The organism is Rudaea sp. (assembly GCF_036560865.1).
Lineage (GTDB): Bacteria > Pseudomonadota > Gammaproteobacteria > Xanthomonadales > Rhodanobacteraceae > Rudaea.
Map to the genome: position 1 here is coordinate 1 of NZ_DATBQK010000019.1, position 26125 is coordinate 26125.

At 63.0% G+C, this 26125-nt stretch carries 20 protein-coding genes; 5 read left to right on the forward strand and 15 right to left on the reverse strand.

Going from position 1 to position 26125, the window contains the following annotated elements; translation table 11 throughout:
• A partial coding sequence (locus VIE67_RS01905) for an alpha/beta hydrolase family protein (protein WP_332022731.1) occupies positions 1–763 on the forward strand: 763 nt, incomplete at its 5' end.
• 171 nt (positions 764–934) lie between these two features.
• On the opposite strand, the gene pyk is transcribed toward VIE67_RS01905, so the two are convergent.
• The 3 genes from pyk to VIE67_RS01920 all read right to left on the reverse strand — a co-directional run bounded on the left by pyk (position 935) and on the right by VIE67_RS01920 (position 5072).
• Entirely contained in the window at positions 935–2401 is a 1467-nt protein-coding gene (gene pyk, locus VIE67_RS01910; protein ID WP_332022733.1) for a pyruvate kinase, read from the reverse strand.
• Between the two features lie 159 nt (positions 2402–2560).
• Positions 2561–3739, reverse strand: coding sequence for a phosphoglycerate kinase (locus VIE67_RS01915; RefSeq protein ID WP_332022735.1), 1179 nt, complete (start codon positions 3737–3739; stop codon positions 2561–2563).
• Between the two features lie 121 nt (positions 3740–3860).
• The gene (locus VIE67_RS01920; RefSeq protein ID WP_332022737.1) at positions 3861–5072 is read right to left on the reverse strand and encodes a homoserine dehydrogenase family protein; all 1212 of its coding nucleotides are present in this window, start codon (positions 5070–5072) and stop codon (positions 3861–3863) included.
• Positions 5073–5336: 264 nt separating this feature from the next.
• Here VIE67_RS01920 and VIE67_RS01925 point away from each other — a divergent pair, with 264 nt between their 5' ends.
• Positions 5337–7103: a cation:proton antiporter gene (locus VIE67_RS01925; RefSeq protein WP_332022739.1), complete on the forward strand. Its 1767-nt coding sequence runs from the start codon at positions 5337–5339 to the stop codon at positions 7101–7103.
• Positions 7104–7190: 87 nt separating this feature from the next.
• On the opposite strand, the gene VIE67_RS01930 is transcribed toward VIE67_RS01925, so the two are convergent.
• Positions 7191–7811: a hypothetical protein gene (locus VIE67_RS01930; protein WP_332022741.1), complete on the reverse strand. Its 621-nt coding sequence runs from the start codon at positions 7809–7811 to the stop codon at positions 7191–7193.
• Positions 7812–8112: 301 nt separating this feature from the next.
• The gene (locus VIE67_RS01935; RefSeq protein ID WP_332022743.1) at positions 8113–8328 is read right to left on the reverse strand and encodes a hypothetical protein; all 216 of its coding nucleotides are present in this window, start codon (positions 8326–8328) and stop codon (positions 8113–8115) included.
• Here VIE67_RS01935 and VIE67_RS01940 point away from each other — a divergent pair.
• Positions 8318–8971 (forward strand): hypothetical protein, encoded by a 654-nt coding sequence (locus tag VIE67_RS01940; RefSeq protein WP_332022744.1) that lies wholly within the window; start codon positions 8318–8320, stop codon positions 8969–8971. The genes VIE67_RS01935 and VIE67_RS01940 overlap by 11 nt on opposite strands.
• A 56-nt stretch (positions 8972–9027) precedes the next feature.
• Here the strand turns inward: VIE67_RS01940 and VIE67_RS01945 are convergent, their stop codons facing one another.
• The 3 genes from VIE67_RS01945 to acpA form a co-directional block, all read right to left on the reverse strand.
• Complete coding sequence (locus tag VIE67_RS01945) at positions 9028–9933, reverse strand: hypothetical protein (RefSeq protein ID WP_332022746.1); 906 nt, start codon at positions 9931–9933, stop codon at positions 9028–9030.
• Positions 9934–9996: 63 nt separating this feature from the next.
• On the reverse strand, positions 9997–11010 hold the full coding sequence (gene gap, locus VIE67_RS01950; RefSeq protein WP_332022748.1) for a type I glyceraldehyde-3-phosphate dehydrogenase: 1014 nt from the start codon (positions 11008–11010) through the stop codon (positions 9997–9999).
• A gap of 171 nt (positions 11011–11181) precedes the next feature.
• Complete coding sequence (acpA, locus tag VIE67_RS01955) at positions 11182–12759, reverse strand: acid phosphatase (protein WP_332022750.1); 1578 nt, start codon at positions 12757–12759, stop codon at positions 11182–11184.
• Between the two features lie 50 nt (positions 12760–12809).
• Here acpA and VIE67_RS01960 point away from each other — a divergent pair, with 50 nt between their 5' ends.
• Positions 12810–14075 carry a cytochrome-c peroxidase gene (locus tag VIE67_RS01960; protein WP_332022752.1) on the forward strand — a complete coding sequence of 422 codons (1266 nt, stop codon included), beginning with the start codon at positions 12810–12812 and terminating at the stop codon, positions 14073–14075.
• Here the strand turns inward: VIE67_RS01960 and VIE67_RS01965 are convergent.
• On the reverse strand, positions 14072–16075 hold the full coding sequence (locus VIE67_RS01965) for a M56 family metallopeptidase (protein ID WP_332022754.1): 2004 nt from the start codon (positions 16073–16075) through the stop codon (positions 14072–14074). The two genes, VIE67_RS01960 and VIE67_RS01965, sit on opposite strands and share 4 nt — an antisense overlap.
• Complete coding sequence (locus VIE67_RS01970; protein ID WP_332022756.1) at positions 16065–16433, reverse strand: BlaI/MecI/CopY family transcriptional regulator; 369 nt, start codon at positions 16431–16433, stop codon at positions 16065–16067. The genes VIE67_RS01965 and VIE67_RS01970 overlap by 11 nt, the downstream gene beginning before the upstream one ends.
• A 300-nt stretch (positions 16434–16733) precedes the next feature.
• Here VIE67_RS01970 and VIE67_RS01975 point away from each other — a divergent pair, with 300 nt between their 5' ends.
• Entirely contained in the window at positions 16734–17222 is a 489-nt protein-coding gene (locus tag VIE67_RS01975) for an NUDIX hydrolase (RefSeq protein WP_332022758.1), read from the forward strand.
• Positions 17223–17244: 22 nt separating this feature from the next.
• On the opposite strand, the gene VIE67_RS01980 is transcribed toward VIE67_RS01975, so the two are convergent.
• The 5 genes from VIE67_RS01980 to VIE67_RS02000 all read right to left on the reverse strand — a co-directional run.
• On the reverse strand, positions 17245–18918 hold the full coding sequence (locus VIE67_RS01980) for a metallopeptidase TldD-related protein (protein WP_332022760.1): 1674 nt from the start codon (positions 18916–18918) through the stop codon (positions 17245–17247).
• Positions 18918–20615, reverse strand: a complete 1698-nt coding sequence (locus tag VIE67_RS01985) for a metallopeptidase TldD-related protein (protein WP_332022762.1) — start codon at positions 20613–20615, stop codon at positions 18918–18920. Before VIE67_RS01985 ends, VIE67_RS01980 begins: the two co-directional genes overlap by 1 nt.
• Before the next feature lie 97 nt (positions 20616–20712).
• Positions 20713–22728, reverse strand: a complete 2016-nt coding sequence (tkt, locus tag VIE67_RS01990) for a transketolase (protein ID WP_332022764.1) — start codon at positions 22726–22728, stop codon at positions 20713–20715.
• Between the two features lie 309 nt (positions 22729–23037).
• Positions 23038–24324: a dicarboxylate/amino acid:cation symporter gene (locus VIE67_RS01995; protein WP_332022766.1), complete on the reverse strand. Its 1287-nt coding sequence runs from the start codon at positions 24322–24324 to the stop codon at positions 23038–23040.
• A gap of 238 nt (positions 24325–24562) precedes the next feature.
• A partial coding sequence (locus VIE67_RS02000) for a BatD family protein (RefSeq protein WP_332022768.1) occupies positions 24563–26125 on the reverse strand: 1563 nt, incomplete at its 5' end.

The following is a 26125-nucleotide window of genomic DNA, read 5'->3' on the forward strand; positions in this document are numbered from 1 at the left end:
CGACGGCCGCACGATCCAGGGTTGGATCGTCAAGCCACCGCGCTTCGATCCGGCCAAGTCGTATCCGCTACTGCTGGAAATTCACGGCGGGCCGTTTGCCAACTACGGCCCACGCTTTGCGCCCGAAACGCAGCTGTACGCAGCGCAGGGCTATGTCGTCGTCTACTGCAATCCGCGCGGCAGCACGAGCTACGGCAGCGAGTTCGCCAACCTGATCGAGAACGCGTATCCGGGCCAGGACTACGACGATCTCATAAGCGTCACCGACGCAGTGATCGCACGCGGCAGCATCGACACGAGCAACCTCTTCGTCACCGGCGGCAGCGGCGGCGGCGTGCTCACCGCATGGATCGTCGGTCATACCGATCGCTTCCGCGCTGCGGTCGTGGCCAAGCCCGTGATCAATTGGTACAGCTTCGTGCTGACGAGCGACTTCTATTCGCTGTTCGCGAAGTACTGGTTCCCGGGTATGCCGTGGGACAACGCCGAGCACTATATGAAACGCTCGCCGATCGCCTATGTCGCCAATGTGAAAACGCCGACGATGATGATCACCGGCGAATCGGACCACCGCACGCCGTCGAGCGAGGCCGAACAGTTCTATCAGGCGCTGAAACTGCGCAAGGTCGATACCGCGATGCTGCGCATCCCCGGCGCCTCGCACGAAATCAATACGCGGCCGAGCAATATGCTCGACCAGGTGCTGTATACGATCGGCTGGTTCGAGAAGCACCGCGCGGGGATGGAGAAGCACGGAAGCTGAAAGTCAAAACGCCCCTTTCCTCCGCCTTCGGCACCTTCTCCCGCTACGCAGCGGTAAGGGATGGAAAAAAAGCACGCGTACCTGGAATCTTTCCCCTGCGCAGCGGGGGAAAGTGGCGGCAGCCGATAGGGGCGAGTACAGCACGACTCCACGCATTCCTAATCTGTTTCGTTACAAATCCCCAAGCCCTTCCGCCACGCCACCCGGCCCGACGCGCAGGAGTTTGAGCGTGTTCGTACCGCCGTGCTGGCCGGTGTGATCGCCAGTGGTCAGGATCACGCGGTCGCCTTCGGTCAGATAGTCGAGATTGAACAGGTGCTGCACGGCGGCTTTGACCGCGTGCGCGGGATCGACGCCGTGCGCATCGAAGGCCACCGGAGTCACGTCGCGATAGATCATCATGCGCCGGCGTGCGCCCTGGCGGCGCGACAGCGCGTAAATCGGCACGAGCGAACGGTAGCGGCTGAGCCACTGTGCGGTGCCGCCCGACTCGGTCAAGGCGATGATCGCGCGCACGCCGATATGGCCGGCGGTATACATTGCCGCCAGCGCGATCGCCTGATCGACGCGGTCGATGCGCGTGACCATGTCCAGATTCGGTTTCGGCTCGAACTGGCGCTCGGCACCGAGACAGACGCGGCTCATCGCCGCGACCGCCTTTTCCGGATGCTTGCCCGCCGCGGTTTCCTGCGACAACATCACCGCATCGGTGCCGTCGAGCACGGCGTTGGCGACATCGAGCACTTCGGCGCGCGTCGGAATCGGCGACTCGACCATCGACTGCATCATCTGCGTCGCCGTGATCACGACCTTGTTGCGCGCCAGCGTTTCACGGATGATTTTCTTCTGGATGCCCGGTAGCTCGGCGTCGCCGATCTCGACGCCGAGATCGCCGCGCGCGACCATGACCACGTCGGAGGCGTCGATGATTCCCGCGAGCGCCGTACCGATCGCCTCGCTGCGTTCGATCTTGGCGACCATCGCCGCGCTGCCGCCGGCCGCGCGCATGAGCTTGCGCGACTCCTCGATATCCGCCGCGGATTTGACGAACGATATCGCCAGGAAATCCGCATTCAACTGCGCGGCGATCTTGATGTCGGTCTTGTCTTTCTCGGCCAGCGCAGTCAGCGAGAGGCCACCGCCCTGGCGGTTGATGCCCTTGCGGTCGGAAAGCGCGCCGCCTGCAAGCACGGTTGTGCGGATCGTGGTGCCGTCGATCATGTCGACCTGCAGCGAAATCAGGCCGTCGTCAAGCAGCAGGATATCGCCCGCCTTTACATCATTGTTCAAATTCAGGTAACTCACGCCGATGCGCGTGACATCGCCCGGCGGCGCTTCAGAGCGGCAGTCCAGGGCAAAAGGTTGGCCGGGTTCGAGGATCACCGGGCCGGCGAAAAATTTCTCGATGCGGATTTTCGGGCCCTGCAGATCGGCCAGCACGGCGACCTCGCGGCCGAGTTCGGCGGCGGCTTCCCGCGCCTCCTTCGCCCGCCGCTGATGGTCCTCGGCGGTGCCATGCGACAGATTCAAGCGCACCACGTCGACACCCTCGGCGATGATCTGCTTGAGCACGCCAGGGCGGTCAGTGGCCGGCCCCAGCGTGGCGATAATCTTGGTACGGCGGACTTGCGCTTGCATCCTTCCTCCCGGAATACCCACTGCTGCTCATGGCATCGATAACAATATATCAGCACAACGCAGCGTGCGGCTGCGCCTGAGCTTAATCAATAGCAATGGCGTTGGGGCGTGCGTCCGGCGACCGAGTGCCGCCGGAATCGAACACCGCGAGGCGCAACGTCAGGCGCGAGCCCTGAGCGCAGCCACGGCCGGCAATTCCTTGCCTTCGAGAAATTCGAGGAATGCGCCGCCGCCCGTGGAAATATACGAAATCGCTTTTTCCACTTTGTACTTTTCCACCGCGGCGAGCGTATCGCCGCCGCCAGCGATGGAAAATGCCTGCGACCTGGCGATCGCGTGCGCGAGCGTTTCCGTGCCCTTGCCGAACGCATCGAACTCGAACACGCCGACCGGCCCGTTCCAGACGACCGTGCCGGCTTTCTCGACCAGCGCCGCGTACCGCAACGCCGTGGCTGGGCCGATATCGAGAATCATGTCGCCGGCAGCAACGTCGGCGACTTTCTTCACCGTCGCCGGCGCGTCGGCCTTGAACTCGGCCGCGACGACGACGTCCTCGGGAATCGGCACGTCCGCGCCGCGCGCTTTCGCATCGGCAATGATTTTAAGCGCGGTCGCAATCAGATCGGCTTCGTAGAGCGACTTGCCGACGCCGTAACCCGCCGCGGCGATGAACGTGTTGGCGATGCCCCCGCCGACGATGAGCTGATCGACCTTGCCGATCAGGCTTTGCAGCAATTCCAGTTTGCTCGAAACCTTCGAGCCGGCGACGATCGCGAGCAGCGGCCGCTTCGGATGCTCGAGCGCCTTGCCCAGCGCATCGAGTTCGGCCATCAGCAAGGGGCCGCCGCAGGCGATATGCGCGCGCCGGATCACGCCATGCGTCGAGGCCTGCGCGCGATGCGCGGTGCCGAACGCGTCCATGACGAAAATCTCGCAGAGCATCGCGTAGCGCTCGGCGAGCGTGGCGTCGTCTTTTTCCTCGCCAACGTTGAAACGGCAATTTTCCAGCAGTACGACCTGGCCCGGATCGACATCGATCGTTTCGCCATTGAGATAATCGCGCAGCAGCGGCACCGGTTTGCCGAGTGCGTTGCCGAGCCATTGCGCAACCGGCGCGAGCGATTCGGATTCCTTGAAGTGGCCTTCCTTGGGCCGGCCCAGATGCGACATCACCATCACACGCGCGCCCGCATCGCGCGCGAGCTTGATCGTCGGCAGCGCAGCTTCGAGGCGCTGACTCGCGCTGATCCTGCCATCCTTGAGCGGCACGTTGAGGTCCTCGCGGATCAGCACGCGCTTGCCGGCGAGATCCAGGTGGGTCATGCGAAGAATGGCCATGCGCTGCTCCTTGGAGCGAGAACTCGAATCCGCATTCTAACCGCAGCATCGGCGGTTTCCAGCCAATGCGCTGCGGCGAAATCGCACAGCCGGCGCAAGCTGTCAGCTTGCGCTCGCGTGCCTACGCCGCAGCCTCGATGCGCTGCGACGAAGCGGTCGTCGCAGCGGGTTGCACGGCATAGCGCCGTGTGGCGATGAGCAGGTCGCCGAGCACGCCCGCGGCGGTGAGGTCGATGCCGGCACCCGGACCGGAAACCGTGAGCGGCGCAGCGCGATAGAACGCGCTGTGCAGGATCAGTTTGTTTTCGCAGGGTGCAAGCCGGGCCAGTGCATGGTCGAGCGGCACACGCTCGGGCGCGATGCGCGCGCGGCCATCCGCTTGATCGAAGCTCGCGCGATACACCCAGCACTCGCGGCGCGCCTGCGCCAGTGCGGCGCGCGCGCGCCAGGTGTCGTCGGCGCCGGCAAGGCCGTGCAGGAATCGGGCAGGATCGGGCTCGGCCAGCAATTGCGCATCGACCAGCGGCACACATTCGATATCGGCGAGGTCCAGATCATGGCCAAGCGCGCGCAGCAGAATCACGAGCTTGCGCGCGGCGTCCTCACCCGACAGATCGCGCGCCGGATGCGGTTCGGCATAGCCTTCGGCGACCGCGCCGCGCACCGCGGCGGACAGCGCCTCGCCCTGCTGCACACGGCCGAGCACATAGGACAGCGTGCCTGACAGCACCGCCTCGAAGCGCTCGACGCGATCGCCAGCGCGCTGCAGTTCGCGCAGCGTCGACAGCAACGGCAGCTGCGCGCCAACCGTGGTCGCATCGTACAAATGCGTGCCGGACGCCTTTTGCGCGGCGGCGATCGCAGCCGCCAATGCCTTGTCCGCGGACGGGCCGAGCTTGTTCGGCGTGACGATATCGATGCCGGCCGCGAGCCAGTCCGGGTAGCGCGCGGCGACGTCCGCACTGGCGCTGCAATCGAGCACGATCAGGGGCCGTGCCGGCAGATGTAATAGTGCCTCGGCAAACGCAGCGGCGGCAGTCGGCTCGGACGTCACCGCGCGCAGCCGCGCGACCGCATTCGCCGCACCAATACCTGGAAGCGAGATCAGTGCCTGGCGCGAATTGGCGACGCCGACAATGCGCGGATCGACGCCCGCCGCGTGCCATGTGCCTTCCTGCGCCGCAATCAGCTCGAGCAAGCGGCTACCGACACGTCCGCTGGCACCGATCACGGCCAGATGAATATCCCGCAGCGCGCGGTGTCCGCGCCGAATTTCGGGAGCCGATTGCGGATCGGCAAGCGCATCGGGGAACTCGGTCGGTGGCGCCAGCATGATACGCTCCAATTACAGACGTCTAGGTGTTTAGACGTCTATTTCATCATGACTCATGCGGCGGCGTCAACCCCGCCGTCGCCACGGAAATACTCGAATGCAACCTGCATGGTTGGGTTTCTGCCGAAATTTGAGTCCTCGATGTCCGCCACCTGCCGTCCATGGCGCCTGCATTCCGGCACTCCATGCCGGAATGACAACTCGACGTTGCGCAACCGCTATCGCTCCGCCAAGATGTAGTCACGGACCGCCGCACGAGCTTCCATGCACACGATCGCATTCATCCATGACCTTGCCATCATCATGCTGATGGCAGGCGTGGTGACGGTCGTGTTTCACCTGCTGCGCCAGCCCGTGGTGCTCGGCTACATCGTCGCCGGCGTGCTGATCGGCCCGCATACGCCGCCGTATTCGCTGGTCACCGACGAGGAAACGATCCACACCCTCGGCGAGCTCGGCGTGGTGTTCCTGCTGTTCTCGCTGGGTCTGGAATTCAGCGTGAAACGTCTGCGCCAGGTCGGCGCCACGGCGCTGGTCGCCGCGCTGACCGGCATCGTGATGATGCTCTGGCTCGGTTACGAGATCGGCCTCGCCTTCGGCTGGCGCACGATGGACGCGCTGTTCCTCGGCGCGATGCTGTCGATTTCCTCGACCACGATCACGATCAAGGCGCTCGACGATCTGGGCCTGCGCCGCGAGGCTTTCGCGCAGTCGGTGTTCGCGATCCTGATCGTCGAGGATGTGCTCGCGGTCGGCATGATCGCGGTGCTGTCCAGCGTCGCCAGCACCGGCACGGTCGACGGCTTCGTCGCGCTGCGCACGCTGGGCACGCTGACCGTGTTCCTCGTCGCCTCGCTGGTAATCGGCATCCTCACCGTGCCGCGCCTGCTCGATTTCGTCGCGCGCTTCAACCACAACGAGATGCTGCTGGTCGGCGTGCTCGGCCTGCTGTTCGGCTTCTGCCTGCTGGTGGTCAAGCTCGGCTACAGCGTCGCCCTGGGCGCGTTTGTCATCGGCGTAATTATCGCCGAGGCGCGCGCGCTGCGCCGCATCGAGCATCTGATCGAACCGATCCGCGACATGTTCTGCGCAGTGTTCTTCGTCACCATCGGCCTGATGCTCGACCCGCATGTGCTGGTCGAATATGCCGGCCCGATCGCCGTGATCACGACAGTCGTCATCGTCGGCAAGGTGCTCGCGCGCACCTTCGGCGCATTCGTCGCGGGCCAGAGCGGGCGTACCTCGATGCGCATCAGCATGAGCCTGGCGCAGATCGGCGAGTTCTCGTTCATCATCGCCACGCTCGGCACCACGCTCAAGGTGACCAGTGCGTTTCTGTATCCGATCGCGGTCGCGGTATCGGCGATCACGACCCTGCTGACGCCGTACCTGATGCGCGCGGCCGACCCGCTCGCGCGGCGCCTGCGCGCCAGCGTGCCGAGTGGATTTCGCAATATTCTGCACATGTATACCAACTGGCTGCAAAGTCTGCGCTTCGAGGGCGACCGCGCGGTGATTGCGGCGATGGTGCGCCGGATCCTGCTGCAGACCTTCGTCAATTTCTGCCTCGTCGCCGCGATCTTCGGCGCGGGCGCGTATGTTGCGAGCACCGACTTTCTCGACCTCAATCGCTGGCTGCCGAACCGCAATTTCCAGCACACCGCGATCTGGAGCGCGGCGCTGATCCTGTCGCTGCCATTCCTGATCGCCGCCTACCGCAAGCTCAAGGCGCTGGCAATGATGCTCGCCGAAGTCAGCGTGCCGGGTGTAGGCCGGCGCAACGAGCGCGTACGCCGCGTGCTCGCCGAGGTGATTCCGGCCGTGTCCACTGCGGCGATGCTGTTGCTGGTCAGCGCGCTCAGCTCATCGATCCTGCCGCCGGCTGAACTGCTGGTCGCCGTGTTGCTGATGGGTGCGCTGATCCTCACCTTGCTGTGGCGTACGCTGGTCAAGCTGCACTCGCGCCTGCAGATCGCCTTGATCGAGACGATCGCGTCGAAAAAAGAGTTGCACCAGACTGGCCCCGAATGACGGTGTTCGTCGTCCGGGCAGCGCGCACTCCCTGCGCGCTGCCACCCATCGTGCACCGATTTGCACTGGCGCCATCCACGTATGGCCTTACGGCAAACTAGTCGGCGTAATACGCGTAGCCGAGACCGTACCGTCGCCGATGTCCGGTGCCAACAAAGTTATTCCATCCGCAGCGTACAAGTCTTGGGTAACGAAGCCGGTCATGGAGTTACCGGTTTTATCGACGGTGACCGTTTCGCGGATGTGGACCAAACCGGTCAAGACTAGCGGATCGAATGGCGGCGCAGCCCCCCAAGCTATCGCCCAGTGATTGAGGCTGTACGCACCGCCACCCTTCTGTTCCCATACACCCATGCAGAAATTTCCACCTACCGCCGGGTGCCCTCCGGAATTGGTGAGTTCCGTACCATCGGAATGCCATTGCTGGAATCCCCAATCTAGCGAGGTGACGCCGTCGTACGCCGTAAAAGCGAACCTCCAAAACCCAACAATCGATCCATGTGCGTTGCCTGAATTGTTCTGCTGGGCGGATGCGACATTGCCCAGGGTTGCCGCCTTGAACTGGGCAGCCGCCAGCGCTGCCGCACTTCCCGGTTCAGCTGCCGCTCGGAGAGCAGAAACAGAGCACGCACTGGCATGCGTCGCGAAGACTGACCCCGCCACACCGAGCGCGACCGACATGGTTGCGACCATCATTCGAGTATTCATGGATCATTTCCTCCGATAGATTGAGAACAATTTGCCGCTGAAGTCACTGCGGTCGGAGCGTTCTGCTACCGACCCGGCTACTCATTCCGTATTCGCTCGGAGAAATTACAGGCAACTGCAGCGGCAATCTGTCGGCGCCATCGACCACTCCGCCCGACGGGCAGGACGCATGCCGCCAACCGGCTCGTGGAGCCGGGGCGTTGGAGTGGGGAGGGAGGCGCTGCGAAGCAGATCGAGGCGGACCGTCAGCGGGTAAGCGTCGGCCCGAGCGGCCAATCGGATTTTTTCAGATCGACGGTTTTCAACGCGAAACGCTCCGCGCTGCGTTGCCGGCATTGTCGGTTTCGTATTGCGTCACCAGTCCGTGATGCGAGTTGGCGGCGATGAAAATCGGCAGCGCATCGAAGGGTTCGGCTTTTTTCACCGAGCCGTCGGCGGTGAATTCGAGCACCCACTCCGAAGCCATGCTGCGCCGCCCGGTCGGAATGTTTACGCGACGAAATTCTTTGGCGTTCACGAACTTCGCCTGCGGCCCGGTCCAGCGCGGCGAAATACCGTACCCCTGTTGTGCACGCAGCGGCAATGAACGCATTGACCTGCTGCACGACCAGCGGCGTCTGCTGATCGCCGAGTTTTTTCTTGGCGCGCTCCGACACGCGGCGCAGCAGATCCTCGTAGTACAAGGTTGGCTGGCGCTCGTTGTGCTCGCCGTAGTCGCCGGGATTCGCGGTGCCGGCCCAGCCGCGGTAATAGCCATAGATCTGCGTCCAGATCATCGCATCGAGCGGGCGATCCTCGGCGAGTTCAAGCTCGGCCATCTTGGCCATCGCAAACACGCGACCGTGCGCCGCCGCCGTGCTCAGATAACGCTGTGCCTGATCGGCATCGCGCGCGACAGGCGGCTGCGCATCGTCGCCGCGCCGGTAGATCGAACCCACCACGTACTGCGCGTCGGGATCGCCTGCCAAAGCGCTCTCGCGCCAGGCGGCGAAAATCTGCTGGCGCTCTTGTTGCGGCGTGGTTTTGTCGAGAAAACGTGCAAGTTCGGGCAGCTTGTTTTAATCCACCCTGGTGATACCCCAAGACGCGCCGAACAGCACAAGCAATACGCAAACGATGCGCTAGAAATCCATCGCCCGTCCTCTTGCCTTCCGCAGTGACTGTGGATGTTGACGATAGCCTGATCAATCTTCAAGGCTCTGGTCGTACCTGGCGATCAATACCCGTTCAGTATCCGCTCGGTTCCGTAACCCTGCATGTTCAACGATACCCAGGCATAGCGCAGACCGTCCTGATCCGTTGTCGCTTCAGCCTGTATGCGCAACATCGCGGAACTCAATTCGGGTCCCATTGCGATATCGGGAGTGCAGTCGAACAAAAATACTCGTTTGACTTTGCCATCGGCAGAAAACGCCACGACGAATTCGCCGAGATCGTCCTGTGCATGCGCCGGAAGGCCAGCTTTGAGCGAGCTGAAATTGATTTTCTGCGGCGCGGGCCGGGGCTTCTGCTCCGGCGCTGCACGCGCGTCGCGGCCCAAAACCATGCCGGCATGGATCTCGGCGTCATGTTGTTCGATAAAGGCTTGAAAGTCGGCCTGCATCGCTTGCGTCTGCGTGGCATCGCTGCCAAACACGGCATACGTGCGATGCAGGAGGTTGGCGTAGTAACCGCCGGTGCGCGGGCGATGGTTGGCTGCGTCCACCTTGGCGTCCCCATAGCCTTCGTAATGTCCGTACAACTGGGTCCAGAGCATCGCCTCGTAGGGCTTCTTCAATTCGAGCTCGAGCTCCGCGGTCTTCGCCATCGCGATGATGAAGCCGTGCGCACCGGCGTTGCTCAGATAGCGGAACGCCTGATCGGGATCGCGCGCGACGATGTTGCCCGGCAGCTTGTTGCCGAGCCGATACAGGTTGCCTATGAAATACTGCGCCGCGATATCGCCTGCAAGCGCGTCTTTCCTGTATTGATCGAGTACAAGCTCACGTTCGGCGGCCGGGGCGCTCGCATCAAGCAGTTTCGCGAGACGATCTTCGAGATGGAAATTCATGCTCGTTGCCGCAAACGCCTGTGCGGCAACGAGCAACCCCGCCAGCAAGAACAATCTGATCAATCCAGCCATGTCCTCACTCGTTGTCTCGCCGTGGGTTCAATATGGCAGCCTCGCTACACAGGCTGCCTTCCTTCACTTGGCGTTGGCCAGCGTCAGCGTCATGTCGAGCATGCGATTGGAAAAGCCCCACTCGTTGTCGTACCAGCTCAGCACCTTGACCAGGGTACCGTCGATCACGCGCGTCTGCGTCGAATCATAGATCGATGACAGTGGATTGTGGTTGAAGTCGACCGAGACGAGCGGCTTGGTGTTCATGCCGAGGATGCCCTTGAGCCGGCCCTCGCTGGCTTCTTTCACCACCGCGTCGATTTCCGCGTGCGTGGTCGCGCGCTTGGCGACGAAAACGAGGTCGACGACCGAGACATTGATCGTCGGCACGCGCATCGCGAAACCGTCGAGCTTGCCGTTCAATTCCGGCAGCACGAGGCCGACTGCGGCGGCGGCGCCGGTCTTGGTTGGAATCTGCGACATCGTCGCCGAACGTGCGCGGCGCAAGTCCTTGTGAAACACGTCGGTGAGTACCTGATCGTTGGTATACGAATGGATCGTGGTCATCAGACCGTGCACGATGCCGATCTTCTCGTGCAGCACACTGGCCAGCGGCGCCAGGCAGTTGGTCGTGCACGAGGCATTCGAAATCACCTCGTGTTTGGCCGTGATCTTGTCGTGGTTCACGCCCTGCACGAAGGTACCGTCCACGTCCTTGTCGCCCGGCGCCGAGATGATCACCTTCTTCGCGCCCGCAGCGATATGCGCGCCGGCCTTGGCCTTCGAGGTGAACAGGCCCGTGCATTCGAGCACCACATCGACGCCAAGCGCGCCCCACGGCAGCTTGGCCGGATCGCGTTCGGCGCAAACCTTGATCTTGTCGCCCTTGATCACGAGATCGCCGCCTTCGACTTTTACTTCGAACGGAAACCTGCCATGCGCGGTGTCGTACTGGGTCAGATGCGCGTTGGTTTCCGCGTCGCCCAGATCGTTGAGCGCGACGATTTCGATTTCGTGGTTGCGGCCGGATTCGTACAGCGCGCGCAGCACATTGCGGCCGATGCGGCCATAACCATTGATCGCGACTTTCACGGGCATGAGCGGGTCTCCTGACGATGACGTATGGGGGTGAGGAACGGTATGTTACCGCGCTCCGGCGCCTACGCGCACGATACTCGGTCGCATTCGCATTGCGGAAACGCAACGGCTTGCACCGGCGCTGGCGCAGCCGCGTTGGGGCGAATTGCCGCAGGTCAGGTTCGCCTTCGATCAGCGCGGCAGGTTCAATGCGCCGGTCAAATCGCCCATCGGGGCCTGACCGTTCGCGCGCAGCGCTGCGTCGCGCTGCTCGATGCCGGGCAGCGGCTTCAACCCGAAGCGATGATCGATCAGGCGCTGGATCGAACCCGTATCGTATTGCGTGTGATCGACATAGCCGCGCCTGGCGAATGGCGAGACGATGATCGCGGGAATGCGCGTGCCCGGTCCCCAGCGGTCACCCTTCGGCGGCGCGACGTGGTCCCACCAGCCGCCGTTCTCGTCGTAGGTGACGACGACGACCATGTGCGGCCACTGCGGACTTTTCTGCAGATGCGCAATCACCTCGGCGATATGCGCATCGCCCGCGCTGATGGTCGCGTAGCCCGCGTGCTGGTTCTGGCTGCCTTGCGGCTTGTAGAACGTCACCTGCGGCAGCTTGCCTGCATCGATATCGGCGATGAGGTTGGCGCCGTCCAGCCCGCCATCGCGCAGATGCTGCGCGCGCGCCTCCTTGCCCGGCGCGTAGTTCGCGTAATAGTTGAACGGCTGGTGGTGATATTGGAACACGACTTCCGTCAGCGCTACACCGCCGTCCAGCGCAATCTGCCATGCGCCCGAATACCAGGCCCAGCTGATGCCTGCATCGTTGAGCAGATCGCCAATCGTGGCCGCAATCTGCGGACTCAGAGTGTTGGGTTTCTGCGCATCGGCGAAGCGCTTATCGCCGCCTAAGGCCGGCGAATTGCCCGACGGCTGATACGGCGGCTGCAGCGTGTTCACAGCGTAGAAGTCCGGCGTGAGCACGCCGTAACGAACAAACCTCGGCGGCCCGTCGAGCGCCGAAGCCGGACCGTTCGGATCGAGCGTCAGGCTCACGCCGTCGGCGTCGACCACCGAGATATTGTTCGTGTAGGTTTTCGGATCGGCCTCGGTCTTGAAGTCGAACGGCGCACAGGCGCAGATCAGATATTGATGATTGAGGAACGAGCTGCCGAACGCGCCCTGAAAGAAATTGTCTGCGAGCGTGTATTGGTGCGCGATTTTCCACAGCGCCATTTTCGAGCCGTCGAACTGGCCCATCACCTCGCCGCCCGCGTCGCTGTATGCGGCGAACTTGTCGTTGCGGCCGCCATCGATCTGCATCTGATTCTGGTAGAACGCATGTACGAGATCGTGCAGCTTGTAGTCGAAGCCGACGCCGTAACCATTCGGATCGTCCAGCGCATACGGCCGGTTCGGATGTCCGCGCGTCGCCTCGGTCGTGATCTGTTTCGGATCGGACGGATCGGTAAGACCCTCGCCCGGCACCGGCGGCAGGGTTGCGAGCGGAGAGCCGTTGCGATCGAGCTGGGTCGTTTGCGCGCTGCTCAGATTCTGCAGGCCATTCGCGCCCGGAAACAGGCCGTAGAGATGATCGAAGGAGCGATTCTCCGCGTAGATCACGACGATCGTCTTGATCGCGTCGAGACGCGATTTCTTCGCCAAAGGATTCGCGGCGGTCTGCTGTGGCGCACCGCTGGGTGCGGTCTGGCAGGCGGAAAGAGCCGCGAGTATGGCGAAAGCGAAAACATATCTGAACTGGTGCATCGGCGATATCCTAGGTCGATCTGCTTGTTTTTTCCTGTGCGAACTCATCCATGCATCTGCGGCGACGTACGTTGTTTCTGCTACCGGCGCTGCTGGCGGGGTTTTGTGCGCCGGCGGCCGAACCGTCTGCAGTGAAGAATGCATCTTCATACCATGAAGCGTACCAGCGTACGCTCCTGCTGCGCACGGCCGGCAAACGGATCTTCTCCGACTCGGCGTTTTCCGGCTCGGGCAAGCAATCCTGCGCAAGCTGCCACGACCCGGCGCTGCGCTACAACCCGCCCAACGCGCTCGACGTGCAGCCAGGTGGAAAAGATCTGCGCGAGCGAGGTCTGCGTGCACCGCCGACCTTGACCTATCTCAATCGCGTGCCGCCATACAACAATCATTATCACGACTCCGAGGAGGAGCGCGACGACTCCGTGGACAACGGTCCGACCGGCGGACTGACCTGGGACGGCCGTGTCGACAGTGGCGCGCAGCAAGCCGAGATTCCGCTGACCGACGCCAATGAGATGGCGAACACGCGCGCGGGCGTCGCCGCCGCCGTGCGCAAGGCGAGCTATGCGCATCTGCTGCGCGCTGCGCTCGGCGATCGGGTACTCGCCGATGACAACGCTGCCTTCAAGGCCGTCGTGCGGGCGCTTGGCGCGTTTGAGGAGGACTACGCCGAGTTCAGTCCGTACACGAGCAAGTACGACGCCTTCCTGACCGGCCGCACTCAACTAAGCGTGCAGGAAAAACGCGGCCTCACCCTGTTCAACGATGCAAAAAAGGGTAATTGTGCACAATGCCATATCAGCCGGCGCGGCCTCGATGGCACTCCGCCCGCGCTGTCCGACTATGGCTTGATCGCGCTCGGCGTGCCGCGCAACTCAGGTCTGCCGCGCAATCGCGACCCAAAATTTTTCGACCTCGGTGCCTGCGGCCCGCTGCGCCGGGACAAGGCGAACGATCCCGCGTTCTGTGGCCTGTTCCGCACGCCGACGCTGCGCAATGTCGCCTTGCGCCGTACTTTTTTCCACAATGGTAAATTTCACAGTCTGCGCGACGTCGTCGCGTTCTACGTCACGCGCGATATCGCGCCGCAGCGCTGGTACGCCAAGGATGCGCACGGCAAGGTCATCGCTTACGACGACCTGCCCGCGCGTTATCACGCCAACATCAATCACGATCCGCCTTTCGCCGATCAACGTCTCGGCGCGACGCCGCGTTTGAACGACGTCGAAATCGACGACGTTGTTGCCTTCATGAAAACCCTGACCGACGGCTATCTCAAGGACAATCCGTATCGCACGCAGACACGCGACCGCTAGCCAGAGATATCGATTTCCAAACCATTCGGGCCGTGAAAATCAACTGGCACAGGCACCAACACCCACGTCGGTTGATCGCCCTTGGCAATCGGTGCGAACTGATGATTTTTCACCGCATCCAGCGCCTGCTGGTCGATGGGTCGCGGCTTGCTCTGGAAAGGAAACACTCCCGCCAGCGCGGCGTCCTGCACGCGTCCGTTCGTGTCGATCAGCGCGCGCACGACGATGACATGCAAATTCTTGGGATTCGAACTGATTCTCACGACCGGGAATTTCTCTGCTACCGCCTGGCATTCCTTGGGAATCAGATCCTCGGCCTTCGTCTTCGTCAGGGTATAGCTGAGCTCGAATGCCGGTCCGCCGGATGGGTCGGCGAGTTTGATCTGCGCCGGTGCGTTTTGCCTGACGCGCGTAGTCGACGTTTGTTCGACGATCCCCGCGCGAAGCCATGTGGAAGCGATTTCAAATTCGCCCTGGCTTCCCGGCTTCAGGTCAACCTTGATTACGTCGTGTGCAGGCCCGTAGCCGCGGAAAAACTCGGCGGGGTTGCCTTGAGAAAGGAAAACCGCCCCGATGCTCACGCGCTCGCCGGTGGCAATCCAATCCTGCGCAAGAGGCTCGCTGAAGGTGATCGCAAATAATTCGTGACCCAGCGTCTCGCCGATTGACTCTTCGCAGCGGAAATCCGCCGCATGCGCACTGACCAGTGCATCGAGTTGAATATCGTGGCCAGACAACTCCTTGCTTGATTCGACATGCATCGGCTGTCCCGATGTCGCGATCACGGTCGGCAGCGTAGCGAGCAATTCGGGTTGCGCCGCTGGACCGTTGTCGCGCTTGACTCGTGCGGATACCTCGATGCGACCGTCGGCCAGTGGTTTGGCGACAAATTCCACCAAAATGGGATGACCGGTTTCGTCACCACCGCTCATCGCCGCTGGAGGATCTCCAGCGCGGAAGATAATGCCACTTGGACCGTCGTCGATCACGCTCGCCCCATCGACGGTCAGCTTTACATTAGACACTTCGATGCGCTGATCCGCAAGATTGTCAGCTTCTGCGGCCGGCTGCGCGGCCCAGGCCAGATAACTGCCGCCGGCGCTCAGCATCAGCGCGATCGCGGCACCGAACGCACGCCGCTCGCGCGCAGGTACAGGTTGCTTCAACATGCGAATTCTCTCCTTCAAGGGATGGCCGGACGGCCAATGGCAACCAACCGGCAAGCGCAGCTCCTGCCGCGCTTCGCCGGCCAATTGCACCTTCAACATCGCGTCGGCATACGGCCGGCGCGCTTCCGGAAAGCGGCTGATCACCGCGACGTCGCAGGCCAGTTCCTGATCGAAACGCAAGCGCGATGCGGCAAGGTGAAGAAGTGGATTGAACCATTGCAGACAACGCAGGGCGGCGACCAGCGCATTGATCTGCGCATCGCCGCGCACGAGATGCATGCGCTCGTGCGCAAGCACCAGTTCGCGCTCGCGTGGCGTGTAGTGCGATTCGAAATCGCCGGGCAGCACGACGCGTGGTCGCCATGCGCCGATCAGAGCGGGGCTGGTGTCCGCGTTCTGCGCGTGCCAGGTTCCCGCATCCGCCTTGGACAGCGCTCCAAGATTCTTCAGATAACGCCGTTGCTGCTGCACCAGGAAGAGCAACATCGCCAGCATACCGATCAGCCAACCGAGCACGAGCAACACGGTCGGATCGAACGCAGCATGCACGTTTGCCATTGCCGTGGCAGTTGCCGCCGATGCGTTCGCGGCAACTGGAGCGACGATCGCCTGCGGCGCCGGCAGCACGAAGCTGTGCATGATCGCCATCGGCCGCAGAGGCGCCGGCAGCAGCGCCGCAACTGCCGCAAGTGGAACCAGCGTCCACGCCAGGTAGGCCGCCTGCGCGCCGAGCCAGCGCCGCAATGGTAAACGCAACGCGAGCACGACGCAGATCGCCATGCTGGTTGTCAACGTGCTGCGCCAGAGCAACGCAAGAATTTCATGCGTCATGATCGAGCTCCTCGATCAGCCGTTTCAGTTCGGTGAGATCTTTCTTGCTGAGCTTGCGCCGTTCGGAGAAATGCGCGACCAGCGGCGCGACGCGGCCATCGAACAGGCGGTCGAGCAGGCTTTTGCTCTCGCTATGCACGTAGTCGGCTCGCTTGAGCAGCGGCCGGTACAGATAACGCTTGCCGTCGCGTTCGGCCGCGATCGCGCGCTTCTTGAGCAGCCGATTGAGCAGGGTCTTGATCGTCGGCTCCTGCCAATCGGTACTCGCGGCAAGCGCGGCAACGACATCGTCGGCACTGAGCGGCGCACGCCGCCAGAGCACATCCATCACCACGCTTTCGGCATCGCTGATCGGCATCGTCGCTTCCAATTACGTCTGTAATTGAAATACAGATTACGCTTGTAAATTCAAATGTCAAGCACCCTAGTTTTCCGATAGTGATCTAGTTTGAAATGCAAAAGAACCGTTCGCGCTGAGCGTAGCTTGCGCAGCAAGCGAAGTCGAAGCGGCCTGGCCGGTGCCGTTCGACTTCTGTCCTGAGCTTGCCGAAGGGCTCAGGGCGAACGGAATTTTCGGCAAACGTGGTTAAGGTCCGGAAGCGCCCATTTGCCCGGCGGTTTGCAATAATCCAGCTTGCCGCAATCGCCTGGTTTGTCCATGCCCTACACCCCGATTCTCGCCACCCTCGGCTACGTGCTCTCGCCGGATCGCAAGCGCGTGCTGATGATCCATCGCAACACGCGCGCGGGCGATCATCATCTGGGCAAGTACAACGGTCTGGGCGGCAAGCTCGAAGCGCACGAGGACGTCGTCGCCGGCATGCGCCGCGAGATTCAAGAAGAAGCCGGTATCGACTGCCTCGATCTGGATCTGCGCGGCACGATCAGTTGGCCGGGTTTCGGCAAGCACGGCGAGGACTGGTTCGGTTTTCTGTTCGTCGTCACACGTTTTCGCGGCGAGCCGCTTGAGCGCAACGCGGAAGGCACGCTGGAATGGGTGGACGTGGAAAAACTGGCATCGTTGCCATTGTGGGAAGGCGATCGCCATTTCCTGCCGCTGGTTTTCGATGCCGATCCGCGCGCCTTCCATGGCGTGATGCCGTATCGCGACGGGCGCATGCAGAGCTGGGCGTATTCGCGCGTGTAATTGACGCACGCGCCGGAGGAATCTAGGGCGCCATCGGACTCTTGAGCAGCGGCGGTTTCACCGTGCTACTGCGATCGTCGCCCGCGGTCAATTCCTCGAACAGCAGCGACGGTGCGATGAATGCGACCTGGCGATCGCCGGACATAGGTTTAGTATACAAAGTCGGCGTGTCGCCGAAGCCGACGATCATGCGGAAGTCGCGCAGATCGACGCTGCCCAGGCGTATGTTGCGCACCGGCACATCGTGCCCGTCGCGATAATGCAGGGTGGCGCGCAGCACCACTTCGCCTTGATTGAGATTGCCGATCCAGGTTGGATTGCTGCCGCTCACGAGGCGCTGCAGAGCTTCGGCGCTCATCAATTCTTCAACTTCCAGCGCATAGGGCTGCTCGGCTTCGCCGGCCATGCGCATGAGATCGGCATGCAGCGCCGCGTCGTCCTTTGCTTGCGTCGCGCTCAAGCTCAGCGTGGAAGCGAGAGCGACGCCGCCCCGATCGTTGCCTGCGCTGCAATGCTTGCCGACCGGCGCGCGCGTGCACAGCACCTGCCTGAGACGGCCGTCGACAATGAGATCCTTCTTCACCGCGGCCACGCCTTCGTCGTCGACGCGGAATGCAGGCAACAATGCCTGCTCGCCGAAACTCTCGCGCAGCGGGTCGTCGCTGACACTGACGCCTGGCGGCAGCACCGGCGAGCCCGTGCGCCGCTCGAACGTGCCGGTCGCCGCGCTGATGCCCTGATTCGAATAGGTGCGCGGTGCGGGCCAGAGCTGCGGCGCGAAATGACCGCCGAACAGATTCGCCGCCGCCTTGCCGCTGAACAAAATCGGGCCGGTATAGTCGGTGGCGAGTCTGACCGCCTTGCGTTGCGCGATCACGCGCTGGGCGAGATCGCGCAGCCTCTGCGTCAACTGCGCCGACGCCGGCAATTGATTGAAATCGCGCACGTTGATTTGGTCGTAGTCCCAAACCGACAAGCCGTCGTCCGCGCGCGCGCGCGCCGCGGCACCGAAGCTGAGTTCGGGAATGCGCCGCTCGCTGACGCTGCCGTCACTGTTCTCGAAATAGACGTGGCGATAGATCTGCGAAACCCAGACTTGCGATTGTTCGATTTGCGGATAGTCGATAAACACACGCGACAGATCGCGGGCGATGGTCTGCGCGCGTTCGCGGTCGAATCCCGTGCGCTGCCCGACATCGTCAACCGCGTCGGTCATGTGCAGCACCGGGGCGGGTGTTTGATCGGGCTGGCGATCCTGTTCGTCGTGCGCGGCGAGCACCCCGCGTTTGGCGGCAAGATCCTCGACCGCGCGTTTGTAGGCTTGATCGGTCGCCAGCCAGAAGCTGCGCCGCAACGCGCCGTAGTCGTCTTCGACCGGCAACTCGACGCGGACCGGTTGACGACCGGCGATGCGGCTCGAATCCAGTTGCGCATCGCCGACGCGCAAATCGACGCTGCCGATGCGCAAACCGCGCTGGCCGGAAAATCCGACCGCACCGAGCGATGCTTCCACCTCAAGCTGATCGAGCTGCTCGACCTGATAGGCGATGAAGTAGGGCTTGGAGCCTCCATCGAGCTTCAGCTGCGTGAGCGAGCGCGTCAATTCGTCGTGCATGGCGCGTTCGACCACATCATCGGCGCACGCAGTCTGGGCGCACGCCAGCAAGATCAGCATCGCGAGAGCCGGCGTGCGCATCAGCGCGCCTCCGTGGCCGGCGCCGGCAGAATCGGTGGGCGATCCTGCGACTTCGGCTTGCGCTGCACTTCGATGCGGCGGATCAGCAGATCCGGCGCGACGGTGGACACCGGCACGAAACCGGACTCGGCGCCGCACCAGCCGTGGAACACACCGAAACGGCCATCGGCGGTTTCGAGTTCTGCGAGCAAGGTCAGCGGCGTGCCGACGAGATCGACACCGCGCACGAGTTCTTCGCGCCCGTCGGGATACAGACGATAGACCATGGTCGGCAGCAGCTTGGCGCCGCCGGTGCTGACGCGCTGGGTTTCGGTGAAGCCGCCGTCGAGATCGCGGATGATCAAGCCCCAGGGTTTGTGCTGCTCGGCGATCTCGGCCAGCAATTTCTGCTTGAGTGCGGCGTAGTCGATCGGCGCCTCGACATCGACAAGCATGTTCGATTGGCGCGCGACCGGACGGTAGCCGGGCTGCGAGCGCCCGTGTCCGTTGGAATGCGAAAAGCCCTCGATCGGCGTGCGCCCGAGCAGGAAATTTTTCAGCACGCCGTGCTCGACCACCTGCACGCGCCGCGCGCGCACGCCATCGTCGTCCACCGCGTAGCCACCCATCAGGGCCTGGCCGTTGAAATCGGTGCGCGTCGGATCGAAAGCGATCGATATCGAAGCGGGCAGGATGCGCTCGCCGAGTTTCTTCTTCAGCGTCTGCGCGTCGCTTTCGTCACGCAGCCGATGCGCTTCGAGGCGATGGCCGACGACTTCATGGAAAAACACGCCGGCCGCGCGATTGTCGAGTATCGCCGGACCTTCGTAGGCGCCGGCGATCGGTGCATCGCGCAAGGCCTTGAGTTCGACCATCAATCCGTTGACCGCCGCGAGCACGGTGGCGTCGTCCGGCAACGCATCGGGTTTGCTCGCGACGAAGCGCACCATGCCGGGCAGGTCCATGCCGTCGTCGGCCTTGGTCGCGGCGCGCACGTCGAGCAGAAAGGTCAGTTCGGTGTGGCGCACACGCGTGCCCTCGCTGGTCACCAGCCAGCGCGTCGTGCGCGCGACGCTGAGGCCGGCGCGCGCCGCGTAGATTTTCGTATCCGCACGGAACGGTGCGCTGTATTTTTTTACTTTTTCGCGCCAGGCGTCGATGTCGAGTTTGTAGTCGAGCGTCGGCTCGATCAGTTCGAGCTTCGTCTCGCGGCTGAAGTCGTCGGATTTGTCCTCGGCTGCGGTCTGCACTGCCGCATCGGCCTTGATCTTGGCGAGCTCCTCCACCGCGCGCCAGTAGGCGCCGTCGGTCGCGCTCCAGATCTCGGTGCGCATCGCGCGCTCGTCATTGTCCAGACCGATGCGCTGCGAGTTGCTGCCGCGTGCGTAGCTCGGCACGCTGCCGGGCGTCTGCGTCGGGTGGGTATTGTCGAATTTGTAGTCGCCGGTACGCATTTCCACATTCAGCGAACGTGTGTGCAGCGTCGCGCTGTTGGTCAGCGTGCCGAATTCGGCATTCATTTCCAGGTGCTCGTCGTCGTTGATGCGATAGGCGATGAAATAGGCCGGCACCTTGGCCTTGAAATACACCGCCTGCGAACGCGCGAGCTCCGCTTGCATCGCGTGCAGCACCGCATCGTCGGCCGCGCGTGCCGCGGTCGGCAGACACATCAGCAAGGCCGCGATTTTCAATCCCGCTGTCAGACCACTCGAACGCACGCGCAATGCCTCCGTGCCGGTTATTGTCGAATCAAGATCGCGCTCGGCAGTCGTGGGTTCCGCAATCTTCCCGTGTGTGGACGCAAGAACGCGCTGGTCACTGCAAGCGCTTCGCCGCATCGACAACTTCATCGACGGTGAAACCGAAGTAGTTGAACAAGGCTTCGGCCGGCGCGGAAGCGCCAAACCGGTCGATGCCGATGACCAGACCGTCGAGTCCGACATACTTGCGCCAGTACGCGGTGACGCCCGCCTCGACCGCGACACGCTTGCGGCACCATCCCGGCAGCACGCCTTCGCGGTAGGCCAGTGGCTGGCGGTCGAACACTTCCGCGCAGGGCATCGACACCACGCGCGCGCCGATGCCTTGCTGCTGCAGCACGCGCATCGCATCCATCGCCAGGCCGACTTCCGAACCGGTCGCGATCAGGATCAGATCGAACTTCGCGCTCGGCGGATCGCTGAGCACATAGCCGCCCAACTCGATCAGACCGATCTGTTCTTCGCTGCGCAATTGATGCGGCAGATTCTGGCGCGAGAAGATCAGGCAATCGGGGCCTTCCCTGCGCTCGATCGCCGCCTTCCACGCCACCGCGCTTTCGACCGCATCGCAGGGGCGCCAGACATGGTTGTTCGGGATCAGGCGCAGGCTCGCCAGATGTTCGATCGGCTGATGGGTCGGGCCGTCCTCGCCGAGCCCGATCGAATCGTGTGTGTAGACGTGGATCGCGCGCGACGGAATCAGCGCCGACATGCGCACCGCGTTGCGCGCATAGTCGGAAAAGACGAGGAAGGTCGCGTCGTAGGGAATGAATCCGCCGTACAGCGCGAGGCCGTTGCTGATTGCGGTCATGCCGAATTCGCGCACGCCGTAGTGCACGTAGTTGGCCTTGGCGTCGTTCGAGTTGACGTCCTTGGAACCCTTCCAGATCGTGAGGTTCGATGGCGCAAGATCGGCCGAGCCGCCGATCAGTTCCGGCAACAGCGGACCGTAGGCATCGAGCGTCATCTGCGAGGCCTTGCGCGAGGCGACCACCGGACCGTCGGCCTGTAGCTTGCGGATAAATGCGTCGGCATGCGCGTGGAAATCTGCCGGCAAATCGCCCTTGACGCGGCGCTCGAATTCGGCGGCGAGTTCGGGATGCGCGGTTTTGTACTTTGCGAAGGTGTCATTCCACGCGGCTTCGCGTGCCGCGCCTTTCGCCTTCGCATTCCAGCCCGCGTAGATTTCATCGGGCACGACGAACGGCGGATAGTTCCAGCCGAGCTGCACGCGCGCGGCGGCGACTTCGTCCTTGCCCAGCGGCGAGCCGTGCGTGGCCTCGGTGCCCTGCTTGTTCGGCGCGCCGAAGCCGATAATCGTCTTGGCGCAGATCAGGGTCGGTTTGTCGGCGCTCTGCCGTGCCTGTTGCAATGCTGCCTTGACCGCGTCGGCATCATGTCCATCGACGCCGGCGATCACGTTCCAGCCGTACGCCTCGAAGCGTTTCTTCGTGTCGTCGGTGAACCAGCCGTGCACTTCGCCGTCGATCGAGATGCCGTTGTCGTCGTACACGGCAACGAGTTTGTTCAGGTGCAGCGTGCCCGCGAGCGAGGCGACTTCGTGCGAGATGCCTTCCATCAGGCAGCCGTCGCCGACGAAGACATAAGTATAATTATCCACAATGTCCAGACGCTCTAGATCAGGGCCGGGAGGCTGATTGAAGCGCGCCGCCATGACCTTCTCGGCGAGCGCGAAACCGACCGCGTTGGCAAGTCCCTGGCCGAGCGGGCCGGTCGTGGTTTCGATCGCCGCGAATTCGCTCGCTTCCGGATGCCCCGCCGTCTTCGAGTGCAACTGGCGGAAGCGCTTGAGCTGCTCGATCGGAAAATCGTATCCGGTCAGGTGCAGCAACGAATACAGCAGCATCGAGCCATGCCCGTTCGAGAGCACGAAGCGGTCGCGTGCGGGCCACTTCGGATTGGCCGGGTTGTGCGCGAGGAAGTCGTTCCACAGCACCTCGGCAATGTCGGCCATGCCCATCGGCATACCCGGATGACCGGATTTGGCGGCCTCGACCGCATCCATCGACAACGCGCGGATTGCATTGGCCAGCTCTCTGCGACTCGGCATGGTTGGACTCACAGTGGAATGAAAATGCGCCCGCTTGGTGATTGCGGTAGCGCTATTGTCGCTGATCACGGCGCGCATTGTCGCGCCTTCTACACTTCGATACCCCCTTCCGGCTGCCGCCACTTGTACTCGCCATGTCCATATGGCTCGCCCTGCGGGCAGCATTCGCTGCAAACATCGGCAATCCTGCCGATGTTTCCCCGCTGACGCAGGGAAGGATTCGGATTGCCGGTTTTTTTGCTATCCCTTCCCCTGCGAAGCGGGGGAAGGTGCCGGAGGCGGATGGGGGCGCTCTGCGTGCGAGCGAAATCAGTGCGATGCGAGAGGAACAGCAATATCCCCGCTGCCCTTCGACACCACCACTGCGGTGGCAAGGTCGCCGGTCACGTTGAGCGCGGTGCGGCACATGTCGAGGAAACGATCGACGCCGAGAATGATGCCGATGCCCTCGGGCGGCAGGTGCAGATAGCCGAGGATCACTGCGATCACCGGCAGCGATCCGGCGGGCACGCCGGCGGTGCCGATCGAACCGACGATGCACAGCCCGACCACGATCACCTGTTGGCCGATACTCAAGTCGACGCCGAAACACTGCGCGAGGAACAGCGTGGTCAACCCTTCGAACAGCGCCGTGCCGTGATGGTTGGCGCTCGCCCCGATCGTGAGTACGAAGCGCGCGATCTGCGGCGGCAGCTTGAGATTCTCTTCGGCCACCTTCAGCGTGGTCGGCAGGGTGCCGGTCGACGAGGCGGTGGAGAATGCGGTCAGGATCGCCTCTTCGCTACCGCGGAAAAATAGCGCCGGACTCATGCCGCCGAAAAACCTCACCCACAGCGGCAGCACGATGAACATGTGGATCGTGATCGCCAGAATCACGCTCAGCGCGTACAGGCCGAGGCGGCCGAGGATGTCGGTGCCGAAGCGCGCGGTCAGCGAGAACATCAGCGCAGCGACCGCATACGGCGTGAGCCGGATGATGAGTTCCATCAGCTTCATCACCAGATCGAGCAGACCCTGCACGGTGCCCCTGAAGGTCGCCGTCGCCGGCGTCTGCCTGAGCACCAGCGCGATGCCGAGCATGACCGCGAAAAACATCACGGCGAGAAAATCGCCGTCCGCGGCGGCCTTGATCGGATTGTCCGGCACGATACCGAGAATGATCTTCACGCCGGACAGCGACGGCTTGGTCGCGGTGATTTCATGTGCGCTGGCGGAGTTTGCGGCGAGCAGGCTGTCGCGAATTGCCGGATCGAAGCCGACGCCGGGCTGGATCAGATTGATCACGATGAGACCGACCGCAATCGCGATGGAGGTCACGATCACGATATTGATCAGCATGCGCAGGCCGACGCGGCCGAGGCTCGCGATATCGCCAATCTCGGTCACGCCGACGACCAGCGCCGAGAACATCAGTGGCAGCACGAGCATCTTGAGGAATTTCAGGAACAGCTGCCCAGCCGGTTGTGCGATCGTCTCGACGAAGGCGTTGACCCATGCCGCATCGCCGCCATGCTGCGTCCACCAGAACGCGAGCGCGCCGCCGATCGTCCCGACCAGGAATCCGATCAATACGCGCGTATGCAGTGCAAGTTTCATCGTCCAACCCCGGCGTGAGTCACAAACCCGGGCGATGTTACATGACTGCGGCCGACACCTGATTCATCATTCCGGCAGGGAATGCCGGAATCCAGAAACCATGCAAGGCAGCTCACGCGAAACCACATCTCCAAGGCCAGCGTCCGCGCGGGCTGGATTGCGCCAATCCTGCGATGGCGGCGCTTCAGGGTGTCGATGTCTGCGACTGCACCACTTGAGCAAGTCGCTTGCCACAGGATCAATGCAACGTCGGCGCAGCCGATTCCTTGCGCACGGCGAATGGATATAGCGGCGGCAATGGCGAGACCGAAACCGCAGCAGGCCGGGAAGCGAACACTAGCCCGTCGCGAAATGCAACGGCAAGACGTTCACCACTGCCGCTTGCACTACCGGCGCCGTACAGGCTGTGCTCGAATTCGAGCAGCGCGGTGCGTTGCGCATCATCGCCGAGTGCGCGCGCAAGGTCACCCAAGGTGCGCGCCGTGCTGCCTTCGGTACGCGCCCAAGCGAGCAACCCGCGCGCCGCAGCGCGTACATCGTCGCGGGCACAGGCGCCATTGAAGGCCTTGCGTGCGTTGGCACTGGAAATATTCACCGGCAAGGTGGCCAGTGGCGCTGTCGCTGTACGGCGCCGCTGCCGCAGCAACCACGCCAATCCGCCGATCACGGTCAGCACCCACAAACTCAAAGCGACCAAGGCCAGCATGCGCCAAGTGCGCAATTCGCCGCTTGCAGAGGCATCCACAGCCGGCGCTGTCGCGACCGTGGCAGGTGATGTCGCATTTGTCGCATTTGCTGCATTTGTAGCATTTTGCACATTCGCGGGAGACGTACCGGCGACCGCAGGCGCGACGTTGAGCCTCAGCGCCGGCAGTTCCGCACTGGCCGCGCGGTCGTGCTGGGTATCCCACCAGGCCAGGCTCAGCGCCGGCAGGGTCAAGGTGCCCGGCCGGTTCGGCACGATCGCAAATTTTCGTGCGCGCTCGCCGAACTGCCAGTCGCCGTCGTCGCGGTTCTGCGTCGTCTCCTTGTCGGGATAGATATCGGCGCCGTCGATTTTCGGCAATTTCAACTCGGGCAGCTGCTCGAAGCCGAGCCCCTGCGCCTTGAGGTGCAGGGTCAGGGTCAACGGTTCGCCGACACGCGCAGCACTGCTCGCATCGACGCCATCGGCGCTCAGGGTCAACGACTGTGCGGGCAGCCACGCATCGCTACCGGAACCCGGCGGGCGCGGGCGCACATCGAAGGTTGTGCCGGCAACCTGCGCCGATACGCCGTGGCCGCGCGTGAAAAAGCTGTTGATGTCGTTGGGATTGACCGCATGGCCGCGAAACACGATCGGTGCCATCGTCACTGCACCGCTCTTCTCCGGGGTGAGCGCGTAGTGACGTTCGAGCACGCGATAGTGGCGTCCGTCCACATCGGCGGTGTAGGCCGCGTCCTGGCCGAGCTTGCGCGCGTTGAGACCGTCGCCGTGCGGATCTTCCAGATTACCGTCGGTCAAATTCAATGCGTAGAACAGCTTGACCGTCACGCGCACCTGCTGCTGCACGTAGGGGGTCAGCGGTTCCGTGTTCACTTCGAGAAATACATCGTCGCCCGACTTGCCGGTGGTGCCGCTGCCGGCGCGTACGGTCAGGCTTAGCGGCTGGGTCTGCGCGCCAGCAACGTTGAGCGCGGGTATGCTGAACGTTCCGGCATGCTTGGGTTCGAGACCCACGGCCCAGATCAGCTTCGACGTGGTCTGGCCATTGATGATGTTCATCGCCGACGAACTCTGCGTACCGAGCAGGTTGAAATC